The 22,684-nt window shown below is 58.8% G+C and carries 23 protein-coding genes; 2 read left to right on the forward strand and 21 right to left on the reverse strand.

Going from position 1 to position 22,684, the window contains the following annotated elements; all coding sequences use genetic code 11:
• Positions 1-57: 57 nt before the first annotated feature.
• The 10 genes from PspS49_RS21295 to PspS49_RS21340 all read right to left on the reverse strand — a co-directional run bounded on the left by PspS49_RS21295 (position 58) and on the right by PspS49_RS21340 (position 9,469).
• On the reverse strand, positions 58-2,151 hold the full coding sequence (locus PspS49_RS21295) for an LTA synthase family protein (protein ID WP_160041375.1): 2,094 nt from the start codon (positions 2,149-2,151) through the stop codon (positions 58-60).
• Positions 2,152-2,451: 300 nt separating this feature from the next.
• A complete protein-coding gene (locus PspS49_RS21300; RefSeq protein WP_150750659.1) occupies positions 2,452-3,057 on the reverse strand; it encodes an START domain-containing protein in 606 nt (201 codons plus the stop codon).
• 41 nt (positions 3,058-3,098) lie between these two features.
• Positions 3,099-3,353, reverse strand: a complete 255-nt coding sequence (locus tag PspS49_RS21305) for a YkgJ family cysteine cluster protein (protein WP_160041377.1) — start codon at positions 3,351-3,353, stop codon at positions 3,099-3,101.
• Positions 3,354-3,519: 166 nt separating this feature from the next.
• Positions 3,520-3,990, reverse strand: coding sequence for a translation initiation factor 2 (locus PspS49_RS21310; RefSeq protein ID WP_127929308.1), 471 nt, complete (start codon positions 3,988-3,990; stop codon positions 3,520-3,522).
• A gap of 78 nt (positions 3,991-4,068) precedes the next feature.
• On the reverse strand, positions 4,069-5,508 hold the full coding sequence (locus PspS49_RS21315; protein WP_016985994.1) for a PLP-dependent aminotransferase family protein: 1,440 nt from the start codon (positions 5,506-5,508) through the stop codon (positions 4,069-4,071).
• A gap of 202 nt (positions 5,509-5,710) precedes the next feature.
• Entirely contained in the window at positions 5,711-6,523 is an 813-nt protein-coding gene (locus PspS49_RS21320; protein WP_150750658.1) for an OmpA family protein, read from the reverse strand.
• Positions 6,520-6,876 carry a DUF4398 domain-containing protein gene (locus PspS49_RS21325; RefSeq protein WP_127929310.1) on the reverse strand — a complete coding sequence of 119 codons (357 nt, stop codon included), beginning with the start codon at positions 6,874-6,876 and terminating at the stop codon, positions 6,520-6,522. The genes PspS49_RS21320 and PspS49_RS21325 overlap by 4 nt, the downstream gene beginning before the upstream one ends.
• Positions 6,877-6,885: 9 nt before the next feature.
• Positions 6,886-7,707: a transporter substrate-binding domain-containing protein gene (locus PspS49_RS21330; protein ID WP_160041379.1), complete on the reverse strand. Its 822-nt coding sequence runs from the start codon at positions 7,705-7,707 to the stop codon at positions 6,886-6,888.
• 80 nt (positions 7,708-7,787) lie between these two features.
• Positions 7,788-8,717, reverse strand: coding sequence for an FAD-binding protein (locus PspS49_RS21335; protein WP_127929312.1), 930 nt, complete (start codon positions 8,715-8,717; stop codon positions 7,788-7,790).
• 2 nt (positions 8,718-8,719) lie between these two features.
• Positions 8,720-9,469, reverse strand: coding sequence for an electron transfer flavoprotein subunit beta/FixA family protein (locus PspS49_RS21340; protein WP_160041381.1), 750 nt, complete (start codon positions 9,467-9,469; stop codon positions 8,720-8,722).
• Between the two features lie 549 nt (positions 9,470-10,018).
• Between PspS49_RS21340 and PspS49_RS21345 the strand changes: the two genes are divergently transcribed.
• Positions 10,019-11,683: an electron transfer flavoprotein-ubiquinone oxidoreductase gene (locus PspS49_RS21345; protein ID WP_016985998.1), complete on the forward strand. Its 1,665-nt coding sequence runs from the start codon at positions 10,019-10,021 to the stop codon at positions 11,681-11,683.
• 184 nt (positions 11,684-11,867) lie between these two features.
• Here the strand turns inward: PspS49_RS21345 and PspS49_RS21350 are convergent, their stop codons facing one another.
• Complete coding sequence (locus PspS49_RS21350) at positions 11,868-12,758, reverse strand: AraC family transcriptional regulator (protein ID WP_160041383.1); 891 nt, start codon at positions 12,756-12,758, stop codon at positions 11,868-11,870.
• Positions 12,759-12,950: 192 nt separating this feature from the next.
• Between PspS49_RS21350 and PspS49_RS21355 the strand changes: the two genes are divergently transcribed.
• Positions 12,951-14,003: an NAD(P)-dependent alcohol dehydrogenase gene (locus tag PspS49_RS21355; protein WP_160041385.1), complete on the forward strand. Its 1,053-nt coding sequence runs from the start codon at positions 12,951-12,953 to the stop codon at positions 14,001-14,003.
• Here PspS49_RS21355 and PspS49_RS21360 read toward each other — a convergent pair.
• From PspS49_RS21360 to PspS49_RS21405, 10 genes are all read right to left on the reverse strand, one after another.
• Complete coding sequence (locus PspS49_RS21360; protein WP_034155326.1) at positions 14,000-14,803, reverse strand: IclR family transcriptional regulator; 804 nt, start codon at positions 14,801-14,803, stop codon at positions 14,000-14,002. The genes PspS49_RS21355 and PspS49_RS21360 overlap by 4 nt on opposite strands.
• Positions 14,804-14,864: 61 nt before the next feature.
• A complete protein-coding gene (locus PspS49_RS21365; RefSeq protein ID WP_150750655.1) occupies positions 14,865-16,175 on the reverse strand; it encodes an MFS transporter in 1,311 nt (436 codons plus the stop codon).
• A 174-nt stretch (positions 16,176-16,349) separates the two neighbouring features.
• Complete coding sequence (dgoD, locus tag PspS49_RS21370) at positions 16,350-17,498, reverse strand: galactonate dehydratase (protein WP_007908327.1); 1,149 nt, start codon at positions 17,496-17,498, stop codon at positions 16,350-16,352.
• A 61-nt stretch (positions 17,499-17,559) separates the two neighbouring features.
• The gene (locus PspS49_RS21375; protein WP_160041387.1) at positions 17,560-18,180 is read right to left on the reverse strand and encodes a 2-dehydro-3-deoxy-6-phosphogalactonate aldolase; all 621 of its coding nucleotides are present in this window, start codon (positions 18,178-18,180) and stop codon (positions 17,560-17,562) included.
• A 19-nt stretch (positions 18,181-18,199) separates the two neighbouring features.
• Positions 18,200-19,189 carry a 2-dehydro-3-deoxygalactonokinase gene (locus PspS49_RS21380; RefSeq protein WP_160041389.1) on the reverse strand — a complete coding sequence of 330 codons (990 nt, stop codon included), beginning with the start codon at positions 19,187-19,189 and terminating at the stop codon, positions 18,200-18,202.
• Between the two features lie 77 nt (positions 19,190-19,266).
• Positions 19,267-20,193 (reverse strand): hypothetical protein, encoded by a 927-nt coding sequence (locus PspS49_RS21385; RefSeq protein ID WP_160041391.1) that lies wholly within the window; start codon positions 20,191-20,193, stop codon positions 19,267-19,269.
• Positions 20,194-20,223: 30 nt separating this feature from the next.
• Positions 20,224-20,757: a hypothetical protein gene (locus PspS49_RS21390; RefSeq protein ID WP_127929317.1), complete on the reverse strand. Its 534-nt coding sequence runs from the start codon at positions 20,755-20,757 to the stop codon at positions 20,224-20,226.
• Positions 20,754-21,482: an alpha/beta hydrolase gene (locus tag PspS49_RS21395; RefSeq protein ID WP_160041393.1), complete on the reverse strand. Its 729-nt coding sequence runs from the start codon at positions 21,480-21,482 to the stop codon at positions 20,754-20,756. The genes PspS49_RS21390 and PspS49_RS21395 overlap by 4 nt, the downstream gene beginning before the upstream one ends.
• 5 nt (positions 21,483-21,487) lie before the next feature.
• Complete coding sequence (locus PspS49_RS21400; protein ID WP_150750649.1) at positions 21,488-21,982, reverse strand: PAAR domain-containing protein; 495 nt, start codon at positions 21,980-21,982, stop codon at positions 21,488-21,490.
• Positions 21,979-22,641, reverse strand: a complete 663-nt coding sequence (locus PspS49_RS21405; RefSeq protein ID WP_160041395.1) for a hypothetical protein — start codon at positions 22,639-22,641, stop codon at positions 21,979-21,981. Before PspS49_RS21405 ends, PspS49_RS21400 begins: the two co-directional genes overlap by 4 nt.
• Positions 22,642-22,684 lie beyond the last annotated feature (43 nt).

Here is a 22,684-nt window from a genome sequence, read left to right on the forward strand (position 1 = left end):
AAGAGGCCCTGTTCAGGGCCTCTTTTTTATTGCGCGGATTTTACTGTCGGCAAGCGATCAATCCGGCTTGCCGTGAATCACACCAGCGGTGTTATCCATCAGGCTCTTGGTCGCCGTTTGCAGGAACGCTTCCAGCTTGAGTTTCAACTCGGCAGTGCGCGGTGCATTCGGAACGACTTCGGCGTGAGGATTCGCACCCAACTGGTACTGCCAGATCTTCGGCCCCATGTCTTTGTCTCTCGGCAACACCAGAATCTGGTCGGCCGTAACGATAGCGGTGGTCTGCTCACTGCCCGATGGCTTGATCACACCGAAACCGGTGTCGCCTTCCGGCAGGTTGAGCAAGTCGCGGCCCCAGCACTGATGGCGTACTTCACCGCCCAGACGGCCCATGATGGTCGGTACGATGTCGATCTGCGTGCCCACGGTGTGGTCACGGGTACCGAACTTCTCCTGAATGCCCGGCGCAATCATCAGCATCGGCACGTTGAAGCGACCCAGGTCCATTTCGGTGATCTGGCGTTCGTTGCCGAAACCGTGGTCGCCGACGATGACGAACAGGGTTTCCTTGAAGTACGGCTCTTTGCGCGCCTTCTCGAAGAACTGACCCAGCGCCCAGTCGGAGTAGCGCATGGCGGTCAAGTGTTCGTTGAGGCTGCCACGGTCAGTCACGCGCTCGACCGGCAATGGCGTCGGCAAGGCGTATGGCGTGTGGTTGGACAGGGTCTGCAGCAGCGCATAGAACGGCTTGCCGTTTTCGCGTGCTTTCAGCTCCTGCAGACCACGGTCGAACATGTCCTGGTCGGACACGCCCCAGGTCGGATCGGAGAACACCGGGTTGACGAAGTCATTACGGCCAACGAAGTTGGTCATGCCCTGGTTGCTGAAAAAGCCCGACTGGTTGTCCCAGGCGAAGTCGCCGTTGTAGACATACACGTCGTCGTAGTCACGGGCGCTGAGCACCTGCGGCAGGCCGGACAGCTTATGGCTGCCTTCCGGGGTCTGCATCAGGTATTCGAAACCTGGCAGGTTGGGGAAGCAGGCCATGGTCGCGAACATGCCCTGATGGGTGTGCGTACCGTTGGAGAAGAAGCGGTCGAACAGCAGACCTTCCTTCGACAGTTTGTCCAGGTATGGCGTGATGTTGCCTGGCGCGCCCAATGCACCGACCGAGTGACCGGCCATGCTTTCCATCAGGATCACCACAACGTTCTTGATCGGCAGAGTCTTGTCGGCCGGCGGCGTGTAATCACGGCGTACGGCGGCAATATCGGCATCGACCAGTTTGTCGTCTGGCATCAGCAGCATGTCGCGCACGACTTTCTGCGCCTGCTCTTGCGGCAACGTGGCTTTCCAGATGTTGTCGCGATCCTCGCCCATGCGTGACTTGGCGGCCTCGATCAGCGACAGCGTGGCGTTGAGGCCGAGCTGGTTGGCGAAGTTGGAATCGGTGGTGTACACGTCACCCCAGCGCATCGGCGGGCCTTGACGCAGGGTGCCACGGGCGGCGACCACACAGATCAGCAGGCAGACCACGAACACCGCAAGACGGGTGTACCACGGCGCGACTTGGCGACTGCTGACGCTACCGCCGCTGAAAGGCCCGCGCGGACGCGTGGCACGATCGGCACCTTTGAACGCAAGGGTCAGAATGACAGTGCCGATGACCCACGCCAGCAGGTAGCGCACCACCGGGAAACCGTACCAGAGCATGCTCATCACGGTTTTCGGGTCTTCTTTCACGTACTGGAACACCAGACCGTTGAGGCGCTGGTGAAACTCGCGGTAGAAGTCCATCTCCATCAGGCCGAGGAACAGCGCGATGCTCGAAGCGATGGTCAGCCACAGACGGAAGAAACCGCGTGCGGCCATGGCGCGCGCACTGAACAGTGCCAGCACCAGCGGAATGCACAGGTAAACCACCAGGCGCAGGTCGAAACGCAGGCCGTTGGCGAAGGCTTCGAGGAAGGTCGAAGCCGGGGTGTCGAGGATCATCTCGCGGTTGTAGACCAGCAGCGCGAGGCGCAGCACGGAAAACATCACCATCATGACCAGTGCACACAGCAGCGTGTAGGCCAGATGCGATTTGACGGTCGGTTGCAGCAGGCGAGCGGAAGATCGCTGCTGATTCAGGGCGTCCGGGTTTGCCATGTCGTTTTAGGACCCATTGGAAGTTGAAGTTGCAAAAATACAGCGGCGCCATGCCCTCTATTGGTCATTCCAGACCCCGGGGCTTGCGCAGTGCGCAAATGTTGCACGATCACCTGCACCATTGCCATTGATTACTGCCCCGCCGCCAGACACTTTCATTTATGGCAGCTGGCAAACAGCGCGGGCGAATTGTCGGGAACACTTTGTGAAAATTTCGTGCAACGCATATCTGGAAACACAATATAGATACAAAACAAAACGCCCCGACTTGTTCGGGGCGTTTCGCTGAACGCGGGCCGATTACTTCTCGGCGCGTTCTTTCAAAGCTTTGAGGGTGTTGAACGGCGCATCGACGACAAACTTGTTGGCAACCATCGCCGGCACGCTGCCGCCTGGCTCGGTGTGCACTTGATAGGTCACTTCAACCTGGTCGCCCTTCGGTACGAACTTCCAGAAGCCTTTGACCTGCTGCACACGGACAAAGCCTTTTTCTTCAGGAACGTACGTCGGCAGACCTTTGAGGTTGCGGGTCAGGCTGCCGTCGGCGCCTTCGACGGTGGTGACTTCGATCACCGAGTCACGCGGAGTTACCGGCCAAGGCGTATTGAACTGGCTATAGGTCCAGCTCTTGTCGCCTTCGTGCTTGAGCAGTTTCTGGGTCTTGCACTCGTGAATCCAGGCGCAGGCGCCAGCGACGTCTTCCTGCAGTGCGCGCAGTTTGGCGACGGTGGTTTTCATCAGCGCAATGCCTTGGTAAGACTTGTAGTCCGAACCCGGCACTTCACTGAGGGAAATCTTGATGCCGTCTTCGTTCTTGGCGACTTTCCAGTCTTCAGCCTGAGCGACGGACGTGGCCAGCACAGCGGTCAAACCACACAACACAGCGATACGATGCAGCGAACCCATAGTCTTATTCCTTATTGTTGAAGTTCCGTTCGTTTGACACATCACGCCGCGGTCATTTGCTCCCACCAGCCGATCAGCCTGATCGCTTCTTCCGAGCTGCTGCCACAGATTTCAACATCAGCCGCGAAGCCGGAACAGACTGCCGGGCGCTCCGGGCGGCCGAAAATGCTGCACAGGTTTTCGACCGAGAGTTGCACGCAACGTTCGCCGGCAGGTTTGCCATCAGGCATGCCGGGAATCGGCGAACTGATGGAAGGGGCAATGCAGCAAGCGCCACAGCCTTCACGGCATTTCATGACGAACAATTCCTCGCGACGGGCGATGTGTAAAAGGGACGCGGAACAGAGTAACCGCTAAAACGGCTGTTTCAAATTGCCGGAACCGGGGTTTTTAGCGATAACTCAATATGACTGACCAGTCTCCGACAAAGCGTCTGGTCTGCGGGTCACAGATGGGTTGGTTTTACTGTTTGAATTCGAAATCCAGCGCGGCACCTTCGACTTCGCGGCGCTCTTCGTTGCGCAGTTGCAACTGCATTTCGTTGCTGAGCAAGCGGCCGTTGAGCTGGAATCCGTTGTTTTTCTCGCCAAACATCTGCGGCAGGATCGGCTCGCGCTTGGGCAATTCAACCGTGCCCTTGGGTTTCAATTCCTCGACCATGTCCTTGGGCAGGCTCAAATCGAGTCTGGCCGACGGCAACCTGGTTTTTACCACTTCACTGGCGGGTTTCGATTTCGAGGCGACTGGCTTGCGCTTCTTGATGACTTTTTGCTGGGTTTTCTTCGCCGTAGCGGTCTTCTGCGCGGGCGGATTTTTTTTCGTGGGGCTCGTCGCAGCCGGTTTTTCCTGAACCGCAGCGGCCACAACTCCAGGCGCCTGACCGATCATCAGCAAACCCAGCAAAACCCAAGCAGCAGGAGCAATCGCTTTCATGGACCCAACGACACTAACGGCAGAGGGCCATATGCTCGCTTGTTGGACGCCACAAGACAAGCATCACCCACCGCTCGTTCAGAATCCGCCAGCGGTTTCCTGACACAGTTGAGTCGCCAACAGACCCAGCGTCATCAACGCCCGCTCCGCCTCGCGATTCCACGGAATCCCGCAATTCAGGCGGATACAGTGGTTGAATTGCTCGGTATTACTGAAGATCAGCCCCGGTGCAATGCTGATGCCCTGCTGCAAGGCGCGCACATGCAGTTCTTGTGTATTGACCCTGCCCGGCAGACTCACCCAAAGGATGAAACCGCCCGTGGGCCGGGTCATTTGCGTGCCTTCGGGGAAGTACTGCTGCACCGCCAACTGGAAGGCGCTGAGGTTTTTCCGGTATTCCTGGCGGATGTACCGTAAATGCCGGTCATAGCCACCGTTTTCCAGATAAGCGGCGATCGCCATCTGCGTCACGCTACACGCCGAGTGGGTGCTGAAAGTCTGCAAGCGCTGGATTTCCTGCTGGTACTTGCCGGCGATCATCCAGCCGATGCGCACACCGGGTGACAAGGTCTTGGAGAAACTCGAACAGTAGATCACCCGATCCAGTCGGTCATAAGCCTTGAGCGCTTTGGTTTTGCCTTGCTCGAACATCAGTTCGCCATAGATATCGTCTTCGACAATCTGAATATCGAAATCCGAGGCCAGACGCAGCAACTGTTTCTGCCGCTCTTCGGGCATGGTGCCGCCCAGCGGATTGCTCAGGCGCGTGGTCAGCACCAGCGCTTTGATCGACCATTGGTTGGCGGCCAGTTGCAGGGCTTCGAGGCTCATGCCGGTGGCCGGATCGCTGGGGATCTCGATGACTTTCAGGCCGAGCAGGTCAGCCAGTTGCAGCAGACCATAATAGGTCGGCGATTCGGCGGCGATCAGATCGCCCGGCCGGGTCAGCACACGCAACGACATCTGCAGGGCATCGACGCAACCGTGGGTGATCACCACTTCCGACGGATCGACCACCACACCGGCGTCGCGCATACGGATCGCCACTTGCCGGCGCAGCGGTTCAAAACCGGGGCTGAACATGTAGCTGAAGGCACGCGGGCTATGGAACCGGGTGACCTTGGCCAGTTGCTGATGCAGCGCGCGCACAGGTAAGTAGTCGACACTGGGCACTGCGGCACCGAGCGGGAACACGCCTTCGCGGCGCGACTCGACCAGCACTTGCTGAATGATGCTGCTGCGAGTGACCAGACCGGGACGCTCGACCCGGGCAATGTCCGGCGTCGGCGCAGTCAGCGCGGGGGTCTGGTGGACGTAATAACCGGACTGCGGACGCGCCCGAATCAAGCCCTGATCTTCGAGATTGGCGTACGCCTGCAACACCGTCGCATGGCTGACATTGAGCTGCGAACTCATCTTGCGTACCGAAGGCACGCGCTCCCCCGGTTGATAGACACCACGACGGATATCTTCGGCCAGTTGCTGAGCAATACGTTGGTAGAGCAAGAGATTGGTCATGACGCAGCACTCGATTTCACGGGCATTTTATTCTTGTGTGAAACAATACCGGAACAGTTTAGAAGTGTACTGGGACAGTTGCCACATTACTCGACCATACAGTGCGGTGTCTGCCCCCGACTGTACTGATTTGCGAGCTGATCGACAGACGTAAAAAAGCCCGGTACTGCATGACAGACCGGGCTTTCCAGAGACGCAACCCTTAACGGGCAGCGCCGAGCTGGCCTTTTTCGTCGGAGAAGACAATTTCCACCCGACGATTCTGTGCCCGTCCGCGCTCGGAAGCGTTGGCGTCCACCGGGTATTCGTCGCCGTAACCTTCGACCTGAATGCGTTTGTCGTCGATGCCCAGGTCCATCAGCACGTCCGCCACCGATTGTGCGCGATCGCGAGACAGTTTGAGGTTTTCCTGTTTGCCGCCAGTGCTGTCGGTGTAACCCTCGATACGCACCACACGTTTCGGGTTCAGTTGCAGGAACTGCACGATTTTCAGGACGACACGGTTGGCCGAGTTTTTCAGCTCCGCTTCACCGGTATCGAACAGCACATCACCGAGAGTCATCACCAGACCACGGTCGGTCTGCGTGGTGGCCAGTGCGACGATCTGCTCTTCGAGCCATTTACCCTGCTGCTGTACGCTCAGCAGCTTCGATTCACGCAGGGCCAGTTGCAGACGCTGACGCTCCAGTTCGAGTTTGGCCGCACGTTCTTCGTTAAGCACCTGATTGGTGTGCTCGCGGGCGATCTCGCTGTAGCGCTGGCTCAGGTAGGCGTAATGGATCACGTCGGAACCGCTGCCCCAGTAGGTCGACAGGCGATCGGCACGGGCCAGCGACTCACCGGCACGGATCACGTCCTTCGGCGCAATGCGCAGCACGTTGGAGTCTTCCTTGACCTTCTGGAAGTCGGCGCTGGCTTCTTGCAGCGCGGATTCGCTGTGTTGACCGGCGCAACCGTACAGGCTGACACACCCGGCGAGGATCAGACCGCCGACAACTTTCGACTTGAAGCTCATTGGGCATCTCCCAGTTGCTTGCGCAGTCGGACGATGCGGGTATTGAGCACATTCACCTGTTCTTCACTTTTTTGCGTCAGCACTTTGGCCTCGGCCAGACGTGCATCCAGTTCCGCCTGCTCGGAACGCATGCGCGCATTCCGGTAGGACTCGTCAGCCATGTTGCCTTTGGCGCGGTTGTATTTGGTCTCGGCCAGTTTCATTTCCGGCACTTCGTCGGCAGTAGCGCCAACAGCCTTGGCCTGGGTGATGGCTTGCTCGGTCAGGCGCATTTGTTCGATGGGTGCCGGATCGGTCGCGCAACCGGCCAGAGCCAGAACGGCCACAGCCGCGAAAAAAGGTCGAATACTCACTAAGAATCCCTACTGTTTTGGGGCACTGACAGGTGGTTGCGGCTGTTGCTGCTGCGCCTTCCAGCGCTCGATGTTGCGTTGCAGCGCGGCTTCCGTCAGTCCGGACGCGGGCAATTCTGTCATCTTTTTGGCTAGCTGTCCGCGCAACCACGGATCGTTGCAGGCAGAGTTGTGGGAAACCGCGAGGAACAGGCCCGGCCGGTCGACGGGTTGCTCGAACGCCAGCAAGTCACTGGCCATCCCCAATGCCTGCGCGGCAGCCATGCCCGAATAGCGCCCGGCGAGTACATATTCGACTTCACCGAGGAGCAATTTCTGCAGGGCCTGGGTAAGGTTGGCTGTCTTGGTCAGGGTCAGATTCTGCTCGGCGAAAGTGCCGAATGCCTGGGTGATTCGAGACTTTTCCGACAGCGCACCCGCGTGGCCGTGCAGATCTTTGGCTTCGCTGTAGACCAGGGTCGAGCCTTTGCGCGTCCACACCAGATAGTCGTTTTCCAGCAGCGGCGGATGGATGTAGTCGAGGTTCTCCAGCTCGGTGAAGGTCAGCGGCGCGTCGGCGAGCATGTCCATGCGCCCACTGCGCACTTCGTCGAGGGCTTGCGAGCGTTTGCCGGCGTAAAGCAACTCGACCTTGATGCCGAGATCTTTGGCCACTTGTTGCAACAGGTCGGCGCTGGCGCCGATCAACTGTTTGGGATTCTGTGGGTCTTGCCAAAGGTATGGCGGCGCATCCGGGCTGCCGGTGACGACGAGGCGCTCGCATTTGCCGGCGGCTATCGCCAGCCCCGGCAACAGGGCCAATCCCAACAACCATCCGCAACGCAGATCCATGGCAAAACGCTCCCACTCAAATCCGAGACAAAAAAAAGCCCGACCAACAGGCCGGGCTCTTTATAAGTGAAGCCGCTGGATTAGACCAGCTTCTCCAGCTCAGGTACCGCTTCGAACAGATCCGCCACGAGACCGTAATCGGCCACCTGGAAGATCGGCGCTTCTTCGTCCTTGTTGATCGCAACGATCACTTTGGAGTCTTTCATGCCGGCCAGGTGCTGGATCGCGCCGGAGATACCGACGGCAATGTACAGCTGTGGCGCAACGATCTTGCCGGTCTGACCGACCTGCATATCGTTCGGTACGAAACCTGCGTCGACCGCGGCGCGCGAAGCACCAACGGCAGCGCCCAGCTTGTCGGCCAGGGCGTACAGGTGTTTGAAGTTGTCGCCGTTCTGCATGCCGCGGCCGCCGGAAACGACGATCTTGGCAGCGGTCAGCTCTGGACGATCGGACTTGGCCAGTTCTTCGCCAACGAAGCTCGAAGTGCCAGCGTTGTGTGCAGCAGCTACAGCTTCAACAGCAGCCGAACCACCTTCAGCAGCAACCGGGTCGAAACCGGTGGCACGCACGGTGATCACTTTGATTGGCGCGGTCGACTGTACGGTAGCGATGGCGTTACCGGCGTAGATCGGACGCTTGAACGTGTCAGCGCTTTCAACCGAGATGATCTCGGAGATCTGGTCAACGTCCAGCTGCGCGGCAACGCGCGGCAGGATGTTTTTGCCGTTGGAAGTAGCGGCAGCCAGGATGTGGCTGTAACCAGCGCCCAGCTCGGCTACCAGCGGAGCAACGTTTTCCGGCAGCTGATGCGCGTAAGCGGCGTTGTCAGCGTTGAGGACTTTGCTCACACCAGCGATTTTCGCCGCGGCTTCAGCCACGGCGCCAGCGCCTTGGCCAGCAACCAGAACGTGGATGTCGCCGCCGATTTTGGCCGCAGCAGCCACGGTGTTCAGCGTGGCCGGGGCCAGCACTTTGTTGTCGTGTTCAGCGATTACCAAGATAGTCATTTTTAGATTACCTTCGCTTCGTTTTTCAGTTTCTCGACCAGTTCAGCCACCGACTTGACCTTGATGCCTGCGCTGCGTGCAGCCGGCGCTTCGACTTTCAGGGTCTTGTTGGTGGAGGCGGTGGAAACGCCCAAAGCGTCCGGAGTCAGCACTTCGAGAGGCTTCTTCTTGGCTTTCATGATGTTTGGCAGGGACGCGTAGCGCGGCTCGTTCAAACGCAGGTCGGTGGTGACGATTGCCGGCAGTTTCAGGGAAACCGTCTGCGCGCCGCCGTCGATTTCGCGGGTCACGGCAACGCTGTCGCCCGAGACTTCGACTTTCGAGGCGAACGTGCCCTGACCGAAGCCGCTCAGTGCAGCGAGCATCTGGCCGGTCTGGTTGTTGTCGCTGTCGATGGCTTGTTTGCCAAGGATCACCAGCTGCGGCTGTTCCTTGTCGACCACAGCCTTGAGCAGCTTGGCCACGGCGAGCGAGGTCAGATCTTCAGCGGATTCGACGAGGATGGCACGGTCGGCACCCAGAGCCAGTGCGGTACGCAGCTGCTCCTGAGCGGTGGTCGGGCCGATGGAGACGACGACGATTTCAGTCACAACACCTTTCTCTTTCAGGCGTACGGCTTCTTCCACTGCGATTTCGCAGAACGGGTTCATCGACATCTTGACGTTGGCGAGATCGACGCCGGAATTGTCCGCCTTGACGCGAACCTTGACGTTGTAATCCACAACGCGTTTGACAGCTACAAGAACCTTCATGGATTCCTCGTTACTCTCCGGTGAAAAGAAAGTCGCCTAGGCGAACCTGGCGGTTGATGCTCATCAGGCTAAAAGGGCACCTCTAAAAACGCCGACTCGGGTGTCTGGTGACTACAGGGTGCGAAGACCTGCGACCGTTCGTCAGGGGTGACCGACGAGTCATTGATCTTCACGCTGTGTAAACTGCGCGCCGGACTGCGCTGCGCATCACCTTCTACTGCCTGTGCCCTGTCTTTAGACGTGCTCTTGAAACCGCCAGTCTGCCTACGACGAGCGTAAAACCGCCCGTATCTTGACCGGAACGCCTATTCCGGTCAATACAGCAAAATGACCATTCATAAGCCGCGCTTCTTTGATTTCTCTGGGCTGGAGCCGATTCAAACAAACGTTTGTATTGGACGCTCGGAGTGGTGTAGATATAATGCGCCGCCTAGAGAGAAAGGTCGGTCTCCAATATTCCCCTTGACGTTAACGTAAAGGAATAGCGGATGCGACATCAAACCTCCAAATTAGAAAAAAAACTGTTGAGCCTTGAGTAGGAGATAGCCTGTGGAACGCGAATACATGGAATTCGACGTGGTCATCGTCGGTGCCGGCCCCGCTGGCCTGTCCGCCGCCTGCCGTCTGAAGCAGAAGGCCGCCGAAGCCGGTAAGGAAATCAGCGTCTGCGTGGTCGAAAAAGGCTCCGAAGTCGGCGCACACATCCTCTCCGGTGCCGTGTTCGAACCACGCGCTCTGAACGAGTTGTTCCCGGACTGGAAAGAACTCGGCGCGCCGCTGAACACGCCAGTCACCCGCGACGATATTTTCGTGCTGAAAAACGCCGAAAACGCGCAGAAGATTCCAGACTTCTTTGTGCCCAAGACCATGCACAACGAAGGCAACTACATTATCTCCCTCGGCAACCTGTGCCGCTGGCTCGCCCAGCAAGCCGAGAATCTCGGCGTAGAAATCTACCCGGGCTTCGCCGCTCAGGAAGCGCTGATCGACGAGCAAGGCGTGGTGCGCGGGATCATCACCGGTGATCTCGGCGTCGACCGCGAAGGCAACCCGAAAGAAGGCCTGTACACCCCTGGCATGGAACTGCGTGGCAAGTACACGCTGTTCGCCGAAGGCTGCCGTGGCCACATCGGCAAGCAACTGATCAAGCGCTACAACCTCGACAGCGATGCCGACGCTCAGCATTACGGTATCGGCCTGAAAGAAATCTGGGAAATCGACCCGGCCAAACACCAGCCAGGCCTGGTGGTGCACACCGCCGGTTGGCCGCTGGACATCATGGGCACCGAGAACACCGGCGGCTCGTTCCTTTATCACCTGGAAAACAACCAGGTGGTGGTCGGTCTGATCGTTGACCTGTCCTACAGCAACACTTACCTGTCGCCGTTCGACGAGTTCCAGCGCCTCAAGCATCACCCGGTGCTGGCTCAGTACCTGGAAGGCGGCAAGCGCATCAGCTACGGCGCTCGCGCCATCTGCAAAGGTGGCCTGAACTCGCTGCCGAAAATGGTCTTCAAGGGCGGCGCGCTGATCGGTTGCGACCTCGGCACCCTGAACTTCGCCAAGATCAAAGGCAGCCACACCGCGATGAAGTCCGGCATGCTCGCCGCAGAATCGGTGGCTGACGCGCTGTTCGCGGAAAAGGACGGCACTGAAGAGCTGACCACTTACGTCGACGCGTTCAAGAAGAGCTGGCTTTACGACGAACTGTTCGCCAGCCGCAACTTCGGCCCGGCAATCCACAAGTTCGGCGCCATTGTCGGCGGCGGTTTCAACTGGCTGGATCAGAACATCTTCGGCGGCAAACTGCCGTTCACCCTGCATGACACCAAGCCGGATTACGCTTGCCTCAAGCTCGCGGCGGACTGCAAGAAGATCGACTATCCGAAGCCGGACGGCAAACTCAGCTTTGACAAGCTCAGCTCGGTGTTCATCTCCGGTACCAACCACGAAGAAGAACAGCCTTGCCACTTGAAGCTGACCGACCCGAGCATCCCGATCAGCAAGAACCTGCCGCTGTACGACGAACCGGCGCAGCGCTACTGCCCGGCCGGCGTGTACGAAGTGATCACCAAGGAAGACGGCGAGAAGCGCTTCCAGATCAACGCCCAGAACTGCGTGCACTGCAAGACCTGTGACATCAAGGACCCTTCGCAGAACATCACCTGGGTCACGCCGGAAGGCGCTGGCGGTCCGACTTATCCGAACATGTAAGTCGAACCGCTGAACATCAAGGCTCCCGATTTGGGGGCCTTTTTGTTGCCCAAAATTCCTCTGACACCACAAAAAAACTGTGGGAGCGAGCCTGCTCGCGAAAGCGGTGTGTCATATAAAGATGATGTCGATTGATGCACCGCATTCGCGAGCAGGCTCGCTCCCACAAGGGATCTGCGCAGGATCAGGCGGCGCGCTCGTCTCCAGGGCTACGCTCGAAGTAGCGCTTGTACTCGCGACTGAACTGCGACGTACTTTGATACCCCACCCGATGCGCCACCTGCGCCACACCCAGCCCTTCCGCCACCAGCAACGTCTGCGCCTTCAACAACCGCAAACGCTTCAGATACTGCACCGGCGACAACAGCGTGCTGCGCTTGAAATGCTCATGAAAGGTCGACACGCTCATGTTCGCGCAACCGGCCAGCGTCTCGACATTCAATGGTTCGGTGTAATGCGCATGCAGATGACTGATCGACGCCGCCACCCGCGCGAATTGCCCCTGCTGCTCGACCAGCGCCCGCAACACATCGGCCTGCGGCCCGCGCAACGCCGTGAACAACAACTCCCGCACCCGCGCCGGCCCGAGAATCTGGCATTCCAGCGGATCGTGCAGGCAACTGAGCAAGCGCTCGACACAGCCACGCATTTCATCGTCGAGCACCACTGAGGTCATCGACTCCGGCGTCTGCGCGGGAATATGCCGGCCCGGCGCCAGCCCCATGGCCAGCACCAGTTCACCGAGCAACACCCGATCAATCGCCACCGACACGCCGAGCAACGGCGCATCCGGCAAGGCGAAGGTCTCACATTCGAACGGCACCGGCAGCGCCTGAATCAGATAATGCCCGGCGCCGTATTCCATGGTGCGTGGCCCGAGAAACGCCAGTTTGCTGCCCTGGGCGATGATCATCAGGCTCGGCTCATAAATGTGCGGGCCACGGGCGACGTCGCAACTGGCGCGCAATACTTGCACACCGGGCAATCCGGTCGGCGAATAACCATCGCGAAGCGCCAGCGGTTCGATCAGCGAAACCAGCCGCGCATTGGCATCAAGATGACGGGTCAATTGCATCGAATTGTTCTTCACGAAAAATCACGAAAATAGGGGATGAAAGCATCATCGCAGATCCTTTTGCCAATGCGACCGATCAAACCCGCATGCCGGAGGATTAGGCATGAGACCCGGAGGAATCGTCATGGCCGACCGGTCAGTCGACGCCCAAAATGCGCCGCCTCACTTGTTCCTGCTTTTGCGAGGTTTCACATGTACACCGCCATCGGTTATGCCGCCCAATCGGCCACCACCCCCCTCGCCCCGATGAAGTTCGAACGTCGCAGCCCGCGCGCCGACGACGTTGCCATCGAGATTCTCTACTGCGGCGTCTGCCACTCCGATATCCACCAGGCGCGCAACGAATGGGGTATCGCCGTTTACCCGTTGATGCCGGGCCACGAGATCGTCGGAAAAGTCACCGCGATCGGTGCGAATGTCATCCAACATAAAGTAGGCGATCTGGTCGGCGTTGGCTGCATGGTCGACTCCTGCCGTACCTGCGAAGCGTGCCAGTCGAACCTTGAGCAATATTGCCTCGAAGGCCCGACCATGACCTACGCCACCCCGGATCGGGTCGATGGCAGCAACACCATGGGCGGTTATTCCGACAGCATCGTCGTCAGCGAACACTTCGTCGTGCGCATCCCGGAAAAACTCGCACTGGCCAGCGCCGCGCCGATTCTCTGTGCCGGCATCACCACCTACTCGCCGCTCAAGCACTACGGCGTCAAGGCTGGCGACAAGGTCGGGATTCTCGGCATGGGCGGTCTGGGCCACATGGGCATCAAGTTCGCCAAGGCCATGGGCGCCGAAGTCACGCTGTTCACCCGCTCGGCGAGCAAGGCTGAGGAAGGTCGTCGTCAGGGTGCCGATCATGCGATCGTCTCCACCGACGCCGAGCAGATGAAAGCGGCTGCCGGTTACTTCGACTTCCTGCTGGACACCATTCCGGTGCAGCACGATCTCAACCCGTACCTCGACACCCTGCGTTTCGACGGCGTACACATTCTGGTCGGTCTGATCGAGCCGATTGATCCACCGGTCCACGCCGGCAAACTGGTGATGAGCCGCCGCGTATTGGCCGGCTCGTTGATCGGTGGCGTCGCCGAAACCCAGGAAGTGCTGGATTTCTGCGCCGAGCACAACATTACCTGCGACATCGAAATGCTCGACATCCGCCAGATCAACGAGGCTTACGCCCGGATGATCGCCGGTGACGTGAAGTACCGTTTCGTGATCGACATGGCGACGCTCAAGGTTTAAACCTTCAGGCCTAGCTCTGCCGAAAGCCGGGCTGTGACCCCTTTGATCAGGGGAATCAGCTCGGCCATTTTTTCCAGCGGCATGTATGGCACGGTGCTGGCGATACTGATCGCCGCCACAATGCCCTTGCTCGCATCGCGAATCGGCGCCGCCACACAGCGGATCGACGGTTCGTTGTCTTCCAGATCGAACGCGTAGCCACCGGCGACGTACTCGGTCATGCGTTGCTCAAGCTGTTCCCACGACTGCTGGGGATGCTGCGGCCAGAACTGACTTTTCCCACCTGCCGGCAGGCTGATGTCGTACAGACGCTGCCAATCTTTCGGCGAGTCATCGAGCATCAACGCCTTGCCAATCCCGGTGCGCGCCAACGGCATGCGATGGCCGACCCGCGAGCGCATTTCCGGGCCATTGCGTCCCGGGTTCTTCAGCAGATACAACACTTCATCGCCTTCACGAATGCCCAAGTGCACCGTATCGCCGGTCAGCGCTGACAACTCGTCCAGATACGGCCCGGCCAGCGTCACCAGCGGCAACTCTTCGCGCGCCTGAAACCCTAGTTCGATCAGCTTCGGCCCGAGCAGATAACCGACTTGCGGCACCACGCGCAGGTAGCGCTCGTCGACCAGGCAACTGGCCAGACGATGGGTGGTGCTGCGTGTGGTGCCGATCAGCCGGGCAATCTCCTTGAGATCACGGGCGCCACTGGCCACCGCTTGCACCACACCGAGGCCGCGCAACAGCGTTTGCGTGCCGGTGGGCGCGGCGTCCTTGGTTTTTTCCGGGGCGTCTTCCTGCATATCCAGCCTTTTACCGTTGAGCGAGGGAACGGGCGGCATTATGGTCGCCCGACGCAGACCACTACAACTCGATACGCTCGACCTTGCCGACCAACAGCACGTAGGACAATGCACCGATCAATGCGAGCACCGCGATATAGGTGATCGCCGGCGCGAACGAATCGCCGCTGGCGAGGAAGCCGATGACGATCGGCGTGGCAATTGCCGACAGGTTGCCGATGAAGTTGAACACCCCGCCGGTCAGACCGAGTAGCCGCGCCGGCGCCAACGTTGACACCAACGACCAGGTGATCGAAGCCAGACCGTTGCCGAAAAACGCCAGCGCCAGAAAGGCAATCACCAGCGGCGTCGATTCAACAAAATTGGCGCCGATGATCGAGGTGGAAATCAGCAACCCGCCAATGATCGGCAACTTGCGCGCAAAGCCGACGGTGTAGCCGCGACGGATCAAGAAGTCGGAAAAGAACCCCGAGCACAAAACACCAATAAACGCGGCGAGAAACGGCAGCGACGCCAGCAGGCCGGACTTGATGAAATCCATGCCGCGATATTTCACCAGATAGGTGGGGAACCATGTCAGGAAAAACCACAGCGTCGAGTTCAGGCAGAACTGGCCGAGGTAGATGCCCCACAACTTGCGTTTGGTCAGCACGATGCCCAAGTCGGTCCAGCTGAATTTGGCTTTGACCTTGGCCGTCTCCTGCTGAATATCGACCAGACCACCGCCCTCGCGAATCAGGTCGATTTCCGCCTCGTTGGCACCTTTGAAATCCCGTGGCTCGCGATAGACCGCGTACCAGATCACTGCCCAAATGATGCCGACGGCGCCGGTGGCGACGAACACCATGTGCCAGCCGAATTCGTGTTGCAGCCAGGCCAGCACCGGGGTCAGGAATGCCAGGCCGACGAACTGCCCGGAGGTGTAGAAACCGATGGCCGTGGCGCGTTCACGCTCGGGGAACCACGTCGTGACCACGCGGCTGTTGATCGGATACGCCGGCGCTTCCAGCGCACCGACCGCCATGCGCAATACAAACAACGCGATGAAACTGGCAGCGAAACCGAGCATCACCGTAGCCACAGACCACAGCAACAAAGCGACGCTGTAAAGAATGCGCGGCGGCACGCGATCGACCAGCCAGCCGCCGGGGATCTGCATGGCGGCGTAGGTCCAGCCGAACGCAGAGAAAATCAGGCCGACGTGAATCGGATCGATGCCCAGCTCACTGGTCAGCGCTGGCGCGGCAATCGACAGGTTGCTGCGGTCGAGGTAGTTGATGACCACGGTGATAAACAGCAACACCATGATGAAAAACCGCTTACGGCTGGGCGTGACTAAAGACGCCTGCCCGGTGAGGGTTTGCGGTTGCATGGGGAGAGCCTCTTTTTATGTTTATTGAGGTCGGCCTGAGGCCTGATCGTTCCCACGCTCTGCGTGGGAATGCAGCCCGGGACGCTCTGCGTCCCAAAAGCGGACGCAGAACGTCCATTGAGGCATTCCCACGCAGAGCGTGGGAACGATCTCATCGGGTGTGTCAGGCAGTGCTCACCACTCGGCAAAACTGCCATCGGCATGGCGCCAGATCGGGTTGCGCCAGCGGTGGCCGACCGCCGCACGCTCGATCACGTATTCCTCGTTGATCTCGATGCCCAACCCCGGGCCGTTCGGAATCTTCACGAAACCTTTGTCGTAATCGAACACCCGCGGATCCTTCACGTAGTCGAGCAAGTCGTTGCTCTCGTTGTAATGGATGCCCAGGCTCTGCTCCTGGATAAACGCGTTGTAACAAGCCGCGTCCAGTTGCAAACACGCTGCCAGCGCAATCGGCCCCAGCGGGCAATGCAGCGCCAGCGCAACGTCGTAGGCTTCGGCCATGTTGGCGATCTTGCGCGTTTCAGTGATGCCGCCGGCGTGGGAAGCATCCGGCTGGATGATGTCGACGTAGCCTTCGCTCAACACGCGTTTAAAGTCCCAACGCGAGAACAGTCGCTCGCCAAGGGCAATCGGCGTGCTGGTCAGCGGCGCCAGTTCCTTCAGCGCTTCGTAGTTTTCGCTGAGTACCGGCTCTTCGATGAACATCAGTTTGTACGGATCGAGTTCCTTCATCAGCACCTTGGCCATCGGCTTGTGCACGCGGCCATGGAAGTCGACACCGATGCCGACGTTCGGCCCGACCGCATCACGCACAGCGGCGACGTTGGCCAGCGCCAGATCGACTTTTTCGAAGGTATCGAGAAACTGCAACTCCTCGGTGCCGTTCATTTTCACCGCAGTAAAACCACGGCTCACCGCCTCTTTCGCCGCACGCGCGGTGTCGGCCGGGCGGTCGCCGCCGATCCACGAATACACGCGAATCTTGTCACGCACCTGACCACCGAGCAGATCACTCACCGACACACCAAGGGCCTTGCCCTTGATGTCCCACAACGCCTGATCGATACCGGCCAGTGCGCTCATGTGGATCGCGCCGCCACGGTAGAAACCGCCGCGATACAGGACGGTCCAGATGTCTTCGATATTGCGTGGGTCTTTGCCGATCAGGTAGTCGGACAATTCTTCGACGGCAGCGGCCACGGTGTGCGCGCGGCCTTCGACCACAGGCTCGCCCCAACCGGTGACGCCTTCGTCGGTTTCAACCTTGAGGAAACACCAGCGCGGCGGGACGATGAAGGTCGTGAGTTTGGTGATTTTCATCTCTGCTCTCTTTTGTAAATGCAGCTCTTATTAGATGCAGCGCACGCAGCGCCAGAAAGTCTTAGCGAAGGGCCTTCCACGCGGCCACGTAGGCCTTGGCGTTCACTGCCACCTGCTCCGCCGTCATGCCCGGTTTGAACAAGCCGGAACCGAGGCCGAAACCTTTCACGCCAGCGTCGATAAACGCCTGCATGTTGTCCGGGGTAATACCGCCGACCGGCGCCAGCACCGTCCCCGCCGGCAACACCGCAAGCCAGGCTTTGACGACCGCCGGGCCCATCTGCTCGGCCGGGAACAGCTTGAGAATGTCCGCGCCCTCCTCCAGCGCCGCGAAGGCTTCGGTCGGCGTGGCGACACCCGGCGATAAGTACAGCCCCGCCGCTTTTGCCGCGCGCAAGACCTTGGCGTCGCTGTGCGGCATGACAATCACTTGGCCGCCGGCCTCTTTCACCAACGCGACCTGTTCCGGCGTCAACACCGTGCCGGCACCGATCAGGCAATCGGCGGGCAAGGTCTTGCGCAGGATGCGGATACTTTCGTACGGCGAAGGGGAATTGAGCGGTACTTCGATGACGCGAAATCCGGCTGCATACAGGACTTCTCCGACAGCGGCAGCTTCCTGCGGATGCAGGCCACGCAGAATCGCGATCAGACCGTTTTGCGCCAATGCTTGCTTGAGCATGTCAGGCCTCCAGTCAGGGTTAACGGGATGAGGAATCGATCAGTCCGGCGGCCAGCGCCAGTTGCCACAGACCACGCTCGGTGGCCTGCTCGGCCAGCGTCACGTTGGCGAAGCCACAGGCGTCGAGGGCGCGGCTGTAACGCGCACAAAGTTGCGCGTTGCCGATGAGGATGATCGAAGGAAGATTCGGATTGTTGCGACGACGTCGCTGAACCGTGGCGAGGGCCGCCAGTTCATGGCCGATCATCAGGCCGGACAGATAATCCGCCTGCGCGGTCGGGCTCAATTCACCGGTCAGCCCCAGCGTGCGAGCACTGAACAAGGTCGACAGCACGCCCAGCTCGCCATCCGCCGACTGCGCAATCTGCACACCGCGGTCAAACGCCAGAGCATCGAACGTCGCACCCTGCTTCAGGGTCCGGCCGAGAATGCTGTGTTCACTGAGTACGGCGAACACTTCGCCGGTCATGAAGGTATCGAAATGAGTGATGCAGCCATCGACCACGTCGACCCATTTCGAGTGACTGCCCGGCAGGCCGATCAACAGATCAGCACCCGCCTCAATCGGCAGATTCTGCAGCACGCCAAGGACCTGGGTTTCTTCGCCGCGCATCACATTCGGCAGGCGCGAACGCTGAATCACACCCGGCACGATATGCACGACCGTGCCGCGCAGACTGACAACTGTTTGTAGGGATTTTCCGAGATTAGCGACGTTCGCCGGCGTCTCGCAGTAGGCCGCTTCACGCCAGCCCTGCGCACTGCCGACCATGCCGCAGGCGATCACCGGCAGATCCGGCTGCGCATCGAGCCAGTCGCCGCACGCCTCGTCAAACGCCAGTTCAAAACCATCGGCGCATTCGCGACCGTTGATGACTCGCGGAGTCTTCGGCAGTTGCATGATCCCGGACGACAGCGCGCGCTGCTCCAGCACCACACCGCCCGCCGCGAGTTTGTAAGCACGTAATGAGGTCGTCCCCCAATCGAGCGCGATCAATTGCGCCAGCATCGCTTCACCTGTTTTGTTTTTGGCAGTGAGTGCGATGGACTATAGACCTCTCAGGCGCTAAATCTCAATATGTAATTTTACATCCCATATTCTGGGACAGAATCAGTCCATTTTGTCCAACGCTGAACGACATCCAGATTATTGTTGATCAGGATCCTCACTGTTTCGTACTCGCTGAATCCCACCTCATGTGTGCGGCCCTTGTCGTCAGTTATTCCAGGCTCCCGGCGTCCGTCAGCGCGAATAATGGTGTACGCCGCGAAGGGCGCCGGGTTTTCCTCTGAACCTGAAACAACCTTCAGCTTCGTGTTGTTCGGTGCAAACGAAGCCAACATGCCGGCATAGGGCACGTCGCTACAGAGTCCGAGGCTGTCAATCTGGTCATATCCCAGCGCCAGGTCATAGCGCCAGCGCACGATGCACACTGAGGCAAAAGGCAGCAACGACCTCGGTCGGTCGGACTGTTCAAGCGAAATACGCGCGGGCGCCACGCGGGGATTTTCTATTGCAGCAATGAACCGCGACGTGGGCATGTACATGACTTTCGAGTAATACGCCACGAACGGGAACGCGGTGATCACCACCTTGCACGGAATGTATTCCTGCGGCTTGAGGATCTGCACCAACTCAACCGGTCTAATGTGGTTACGGCCGTCATTGACGGCGTGATTCTCGACACTGATATTCGCGAACATCTCATAGCGACGATCGCCTTCGATCAAGCGCATGCCGCTGACGATTCCCGAGGCCTCCAGGACGATTTTATGTTCGATGGAAAAATCCGCATCGCCATTCAACGAGCAATGGATCCAGGTACCAATCTGCCCTCGTCGCCCATGATCCTCATACAGGTCAATGAGGTTTCGGTCGGAGGTGAAACGCAGGTCGTAAGAGGAAGACATCTCGTGATTGATCGAGACAAATTCAAGCCTTGCGGGGGGAACATCCAAGTGCATGCAAGAGGAACACAACGCAAACAAAAAAACCAAAAGCAACCTTGCCATTACCACTCCAAAAATCAACTGCTGGGCACGTCAGCGAAAACTGTCGTAGTCCGACAGGGCAGAAAAGACATCTGCAACGGGGATGAACAGTGATTTGGTGTAATACGCCTTATAACCCGTTGCCGTAACCACCACTTTGCACGGAATCATCTGCTTGTCTTTCAACAAGCCTTTTATGGCGTCACGACTCAAGTACTTCGAGGTCCTTTTCTTTTCACCAACGTCCTTGAAAGCAATGCTCGCGGTATATCCGAATCCGGCCTTGTTCAAATGCTCCTTGTTTTCTCTGACCAAACCCATTGCTGCTTTCGATATCGTATGTTCAATGGAAAAGTCCGTGTCATCACCCAAGGCACAAACAAACACCTGATCAAAGCTGTTCGCTTTCTTTTCCCGCCAGAAAATCTCCAGCAGTTCCACATCCGAATTGAAATTGACCTCAAAAAAAACGCTATTCGAGCGCGGCGTAATCGATTCATAGCCCAATGACGCGGGGGTGATGTCATGAGACTTTGCGCAGGCAACGCACAATAACGACACAGCGATCAGCAATACCCATCTCATGCACCTTCCCTCAAGTAACCAGCAATTGAACTCGCCGACAAATCCAATGCCGACTGCCCGCACTCCAGGCGGGACTCATACAATCTCAAGGCCGAGTAATGGTTGAATTTGACGATCCCCATAACATCGGGACCGGATTCGATATCCCACTTGCCCCCCACCCAAGCGACTACGTCGGTTCGATCCATCTCGTCAGGCTCTGCCCGAACGTTGATCCAGGTTTCAGCCTTGGGCGTTGGCTCCGACCAGTAAATATCCGAAATCAACGCCACCATCACACCTTCCCCCACAGGATCCAGAGTAACGAGCATTTTCACGATATAACCTTTATCGGTGAGAATCTGCGACAAATGCGCGCCGTTCCACCCGCCCAGACTATGACCCACAATGTAGACATGTGCGGACTTGTGAGGCAGCTTGGAGAATACAAACTCTTCGAGGTCGGCATCCCCTTTTACATCGTTGTATCCCATGTAATAGGGTTGGAATTTGCCGCCATAGCTCGAGCCCAAACGGACCTGCAAAGCTTCCATGGCCCGCAAGGTGTAGTTGCTAGGCCCGTCTCCGTAGTAACTTTCCGAATCGCCAGCACCGCCAATGAAAAAAGCCACAACCTCTCTGGCAAGCGTCACGGGTTTGACCGTCTGATCCTCTTTTGTCGTCAACTCATGACTGGCGACCAGTCTCCCGATGCATCCTTGAACGGCTCCGGATTGAGCTCCCATCGGTATTACTCCACGTACAGTTTGATGGTTTCTTTGAGGTGCGAACTGACCGTGTGGGTATGACCCTTGGCATCAGTGACGCCTCGTTCCAGCGTTCCATCTGCCCGTTCGATGACGTAGGCAATATAGGAAAGCGGTTCACCGCTGTTTTCATCAACAATCTGCATCCGATCATTGAAATGCACCGGCATCGGCAGCAATCCGCTAAACGCCGCCCCGCCGCCACTTTGGCCGATAATCACCGTCCCTGAACCACCGACCACGACATTGCCGTGCCCGCCAGTGCTGTCGAGCGTTGCGGCATTCAGGCCATTGATGAATACCGTGCCGGAAACGGCTCCGGTAATCGGACTGCCGCACGCCGATTTATCGGTCATGCGCGCGGCGGCGAGGCCGTCGAAGAAGACGTCGGGCGAGCCGGAGGCAATCGGGTTGGTGCCATGGCCTGGCAATGGGCAGGCGGTCGGGTCGGTGACGCGTGCAGCGGGTTTACCACTCAATTCAAAGCTCCTTGCTTCAGGGGTTCCGGGTGCGGCTGATGAATATCGATGTCGGTCGCGGCGAAGCGCCAGCGGTTGTCGACGGGGTCGAACAGGGCGTGACAATGCTCACGGCTGTCGGGGGGTGTAGCGAATTGCAGATGCTGCCAGGCTTCGTCGACCTGCCATGCCAGCTCGGCAGGCGTCGCATCGTCGAGTTCGTTGAGCCAGGCGTTGTAGTGGCGCAGTTGATTGCGCTCGTAAGTCGATTGCAGCAGTTCGGCCATTTGTGCGCCGAGGTCGAGATGATGCCGGGCCGTCCACTGGCCGATCTCGGAATAGACGTACCAGCCCATCGGCATCAACCCGCCGTCCTTGAGCAGCGAATGCCCGGCAGGGGCGACAAAACCGCAACAGACATGCAGCGTCAGCCAGCCTTGATGGGCGTCGATAAACGCCGTCGGATCGAAGGTGCGCAGCGGTATCACGCGGTAATCGGCGAGTCCGGCACTGCGCGTCATCAACTCGGCATCGAGGCGCGACACGAACGCACGAATGGCAGTGCCGCCCGTGCTGTTCGTCGTACAGAGAATATCGACCGGTTGACGTTGGGGGTTGTCGCTCGAGCCTGAGTTTTTCACCAGGCCGTACAGACGCATTGTCGCCCGTAGTCCGCTCATCGCCGGTCACTCGTTGACGCGGCGAAGGCTCCACGGGCGTGGA

This window comes from Pseudomonas sp. S49, assembly GCF_009866785.1.
Lineage (GTDB): Bacteria > Pseudomonadota > Gammaproteobacteria > Pseudomonadales > Pseudomonadaceae > Aquipseudomonas.

What these genes read in the sequence shown, in the direction of transcription:
- PspS49_RS21355 (WP_160041385.1), top strand. Translation starts at nt 12,951, where the DNA reads ATGTACACCGCCATCGGTTATGCCGCCCAATCGGCCACCACCCCCCTC.
- dgoD (WP_007908327.1), bottom strand. Translation starts at nt 17,498, where the DNA reads ATGAAAATCACCAAACTCACGACCTTCATCGTCCCGCCGCGCTGGTGT.
- PspS49_RS21295 (WP_160041375.1), bottom strand. Translation starts at nt 2,151, where the DNA reads ATGGCAAACCCGGACGCCCTGAATCAGCAGCGATCTTCCGCTCGCCTG.
- PspS49_RS21340 (WP_160041381.1), bottom strand. Translation starts at nt 9,469, where the DNA reads ATGAAGGTTCTTGTAGCTGTCAAACGCGTTGTGGATTACAACGTCAAG.
- PspS49_RS21310 (WP_127929308.1), bottom strand. Translation starts at nt 3,990, where the DNA reads ATGAAAGCGATTGCTCCTGCTGCTTGGGTTTTGCTGGGTTTGCTGATG.
- PspS49_RS21305 (WP_160041377.1), bottom strand. Translation starts at nt 3,353, where the DNA reads ATGAAATGCCGTGAAGGCTGTGGCGCTTGCTGCATTGCCCCTTCCATC.
- PspS49_RS21320 (WP_150750658.1), bottom strand. Translation starts at nt 6,523, where the DNA reads ATGAGCTTCAAGTCGAAAGTTGTCGGCGGTCTGATCCTCGCCGGGTGT.
- PspS49_RS21390 (WP_127929317.1), bottom strand. Translation starts at nt 20,757, where the DNA reads ATGAGATGGGTATTGCTGATCGCTGTGTCGTTATTGTGCGTTGCCTGC.
- PspS49_RS21385 (WP_160041391.1), bottom strand. Translation starts at nt 20,193, where the DNA reads ATGGCAAGGTTGCTTTTGGTTTTTTTGTTTGCGTTGTGTTCCTCTTGC.
- PspS49_RS21365 (WP_150750655.1), bottom strand. Translation starts at nt 16,175, where the DNA reads ATGCAACCGCAAACCCTCACCGGGCAGGCGTCTTTAGTCACGCCCAGC.
- PspS49_RS21315 (WP_016985994.1), bottom strand. Translation starts at nt 5,508, where the DNA reads ATGACCAATCTCTTGCTCTACCAACGTATTGCTCAGCAACTGGCCGAA.
- PspS49_RS21300 (WP_150750659.1), bottom strand. Translation starts at nt 3,057, where the DNA reads ATGGGTTCGCTGCATCGTATCGCTGTGTTGTGTGGTTTGACCGCTGTG.
- PspS49_RS21350 (WP_160041383.1), bottom strand. Translation starts at nt 12,758, where the DNA reads ATGCAATTGACCCGTCATCTTGATGCCAATGCGCGGCTGGTTTCGCTG.
- PspS49_RS21380 (WP_160041389.1), bottom strand. Translation starts at nt 19,189, where the DNA reads ATGCTGGCGCAATTGATCGCGCTCGATTGGGGGACGACCTCATTACGT.
- PspS49_RS21375 (WP_160041387.1), bottom strand. Translation starts at nt 18,180, where the DNA reads ATGCTCAAGCAAGCATTGGCGCAAAACGGTCTGATCGCGATTCTGCGT.
- PspS49_RS21395 (WP_160041393.1), bottom strand. Translation starts at nt 21,482, where the DNA reads ATGGGAGCTCAATCCGGAGCCGTTCAAGGATGCATCGGGAGACTGGTC.
- PspS49_RS21360 (WP_034155326.1), bottom strand. Translation starts at nt 14,803, where the DNA reads ATGCAGGAAGACGCCCCGGAAAAAACCAAGGACGCCGCGCCCACCGGC.
- PspS49_RS21335 (WP_127929312.1), bottom strand. Translation starts at nt 8,717, where the DNA reads ATGACTATCTTGGTAATCGCTGAACACGACAACAAAGTGCTGGCCCCG.
- PspS49_RS21405 (WP_160041395.1), bottom strand. Translation starts at nt 22,641, where the DNA reads ATGAGCGGACTACGGGCGACAATGCGTCTGTACGGCCTGGTGAAAAAC.
- PspS49_RS21330 (WP_160041379.1), bottom strand. Translation starts at nt 7,707, where the DNA reads ATGGATCTGCGTTGCGGATGGTTGTTGGGATTGGCCCTGTTGCCGGGG.